The sequence below is a fragment of the Microbacterium sp. genome (assembly GCF_049661145.1).
Taxonomy (GTDB): Bacteria; Actinomycetota; Actinomycetes; order Actinomycetales; family Microbacteriaceae; genus Microbacterium.
Genome location: NZ_JBASZT010000091.1, coordinates 1 through 2,727 on the forward strand (window position 1 = coordinate 1; position 2,727 = coordinate 2,727).

A 2,727-nucleotide genomic window follows, 5' to 3' on the forward strand; every position below is an offset into this window, starting at 1 on the left:
GCCCCGGCGGCCTCGCCGAGGTGAGCGCACTGCCGGTCAGCGTGGCCGACACGATCGGGGCGGGCGACGCGTACATGGCGAGTCTGATCTCCAGCGCGCTCGATGACGACGCCGTGTTCGACGACGAGGCGGCGTTCCGTACGGCGCTGCGGCGGGCGGCCGTCATGGCTGGGATCACCGTCTCACGCGCTGGCGCCAACCCCCCCACCCGCGCCGAGGTCGACGCGGCGGAATAGCCCGCGCCGCGGCAGCGGCGGTCAGTGCGCCGTGAGGAGGCGGCGCTGCGGCCCCTCGATGCGCGCCACCGCGACCTTGACCTCGACGAGTTCGCGTTCGACGCGGTCGATGCGCTGTCCGAGTTCGTGTTCGACGCGGTCGATGCGCTGTTCCATCCGGTGCGCGGATTGCTGCAGGGCGCGGTCGAAGCGCTGGATCAGCCATCCGAAGCATGTGAAGAAGCTCAGCATCACGGCAACGGCGCTGATCACGATGGTGAGAACCTCGGTGGGCACGAACATGCTCCTATTGTGCGGTGCGGGCGGGCTTCGTGTCATCACGGTAACCGCCACGCGCGCCGCGCAGTCGGTCACGACGGCGATCCGTGGACAAGTCGTCGCCACGCCCGGTTGGGGAGGAGGCGACGCCGTGACGCGAGCGGATACGCTGGATCGGTGCGCCTGCGCCTGGATCTCGCCTACGACGGCTCGGGTTTCCGCGGCTGGGCGCGACAGCCCGAGCTGCGGACGGTGCAGGGCACGCTCGAGGCGGCGATCGTCCGCATCCTCGGCGGCGACGTGCAACTCGTCGTCGCGGGGCGAACGGATGCCGGGGTCCACGCGTCCGGCCAGGTCGCCCACCTCGATCTCACCGAGGCGCAGCGCCAGCGTCTGGCGAAGAGCAGGTCCGGCACGCCCGAGGCGCTCGCCGCCCGGATCAACGGCGTGCTGGGTCCGTACCCCGACATCACGGTCCATCGCAGCGCCGTCGCCCCGCCCGGCTTCGACGCACGGTTCTCGGCGGTCTGGCGGCGGTACGAATACCGCATCGCGGATCGCGTCTCGGGCTACGACCCGCTGGAGCGTCACCGCACGACGACGGTGAATGCGCGGCTCGACGAGCAGGCGATGGATGCCGCGGCGCGCTCCCTCATCGGTTTGCACGATTTCGCCGCGTACTGCAAGTGGCGCGACGGCGCGACGACGATTCGCACCCTGCTGGAGTTCGACTGGCGCCGCGATGAACGCGGGATCCTCACGGCCAGCGTGAGAGCCGACGCGTTCTGCCACAGCATGGTGCGCGCTCTCGTCGGTGCGTGCGCGGCGGTGGGCGAGGGCAAGCTCGATGTCGCCGACCTGGCCGACATCCGCGACGAAGGCGTGCGCACCCCCGACGTGAAGGTGCTGGCACCGCGCGGACTGACGCTCACCGAGGTCGGTTACCCCGCCGACGAGCTGCTCGCGGCGCGTGCCGATCAGACTCGGGCGGTGCGGCGGCTCGACGACTGAGTCCCGCGGAGCGGACTGAACGGGGCAAGGCCTAGGCTTGGTCGCACGATGAAGCTCATCTCGTACAACCTCAATAAGCACAAAGCGGCCGGCGAGCTCGAAGACCTCGTCGAGACGACGGGAGTGGACGTGCTGTGCCTGCAGGAGGCGGTCACGACCGACCTGCCGGCCGAGATCTCCGGGTTGCAGCTGGCCGAGGCCACTGCACGCAACCGGCTCGGGCTCGCGATCTACTACCGGCGCAATACGTATGAGGCGCTCGCGGTGCGCTCGCTCGCACTGAAGAAGTCGCTGCACGACCGTGTCCTCAAGCCCGCGGAAGAACGGATGCTGGCGGTGCGGCTGCGAGACATCGACCGCGCTCGCGAGGTCATCGTCGCGAGCTTCCACGCCGCTCCCCTCACGGCGCTGAACTCGCTGCGGCGCCATCAGATTCGTGCGGCGCTCGACGAACTGTCCGGACTGGGCGAGAACCTGCCGATCATGATGGTGGGCGACTACAACTACCCGGTGTTCAAGGAGAACCTGGGTCAGCGGGTGCGCGAGGCCGGCTACGAGCTCACCCTGAGCGATGCCCGCACCTACACGCGCTACAAGTTCTTCAAGGGCCACTACGACTTCGCGACGAGCGTCGGCTTCGACATCGACGACATCACGACGCTGCCGCAGGGCCGCAGCGACCACCTGCCGATCCTCGTGACGGCGGCTCCGCGTGCGGCGGTGCGGTCGGCATCCTGACCCCGTCCGGCGGCGTAGTCAGAGGCCGACGACTTGCCGAGATTTGTCGTCTCGGGGCCGGGGATGCGGCAGAACTCGGCACGTCGAGCGAACCGTGATCAGCGACTTGCCGCGAAATGCCGTATCGCCGCCGTTGAACCGGCAGAACGCGGCAAGTCGGAGCCGGGGGCCGTGGATGCGGGGGGCCGTGGATGCGGGGGGCTACGGATGCGGAGGGCCATGGATGCGGTGGAGCGGTCGGCATCCTGATGCCCGATTGTCACGGCGCTCGCGCTCGCCGCGCACGTGACCCGTCGCGTAGTTTGGAGGAACAGGAACTCCCAACGAGGGGATGGGACTCATGAACGACACGATCATCGTGGGTGTCAGCGGCGCGCGAGTGTCGGCACGAGCCGTGGCGTGGGCCACCGAGCGCGCGATTCAGCGGCGCCAGCCGCTCGAGTTGTGGGCCGTCGTCGGCGGCGCGATCGGCGCGGTGGGAGAG

Annotated in this window: 4 protein-coding genes; 3 read left to right on the top strand and 1 reads right to left on the bottom strand. The window is 69.5% G+C overall.

The window, feature by feature from the left end:
• Positions 1-236 (top strand): PfkB family carbohydrate kinase (locus tag WBP48_RS04075; RefSeq protein WP_424436468.1); only part of this gene is annotated, 236 nt, incomplete at its 5' end.
• 21 nt (positions 237-257) lie between these two features.
• Here the strand turns inward: WBP48_RS04075 and WBP48_RS04080 are convergent.
• Entirely contained in the window at positions 258-518 is a 261-nt protein-coding gene (locus tag WBP48_RS04080) for a hypothetical protein (protein ID WP_424436471.1), read from the bottom strand.
• 153 nt (positions 519-671) lie between these two features.
• Here WBP48_RS04080 and truA point away from each other — a divergent pair, with 153 nt between their 5' ends.
• Both truA and WBP48_RS04090 read left to right on the top strand, forming a co-directional pair.
• The gene (gene truA, locus WBP48_RS04085; RefSeq protein WP_424436474.1) at positions 672-1,505 is read left to right on the top strand and encodes a tRNA pseudouridine(38-40) synthase TruA; all 834 of its coding nucleotides are present in this window, start codon (positions 672-674) and stop codon (positions 1,503-1,505) included.
• A 48-nt stretch (positions 1,506-1,553) separates the two neighbouring features.
• Positions 1,554-2,243 (top strand): endonuclease/exonuclease/phosphatase family protein, encoded by a 690-nt coding sequence (locus WBP48_RS04090; RefSeq protein ID WP_424436477.1) that lies wholly within the window; start codon positions 1,554-1,556, stop codon positions 2,241-2,243.
• Positions 2,244-2,727: the final 484 nt, after the last annotated feature.

Bases quoted from the DNA above. Each gene is read 5' to 3' on its own strand.
- WBP48_RS04090 (WP_424436477.1), top strand. From the start codon at position 1,554: ATGAAGCTCATCTCGTACAACCTCAATAAGCACAAAGCGGCCGGCGAG.
- WBP48_RS04080 (WP_424436471.1), bottom strand. From the start codon at position 518: ATGTTCGTGCCCACCGAGGTTCTCACCATCGTGATCAGCGCCGTTGCC.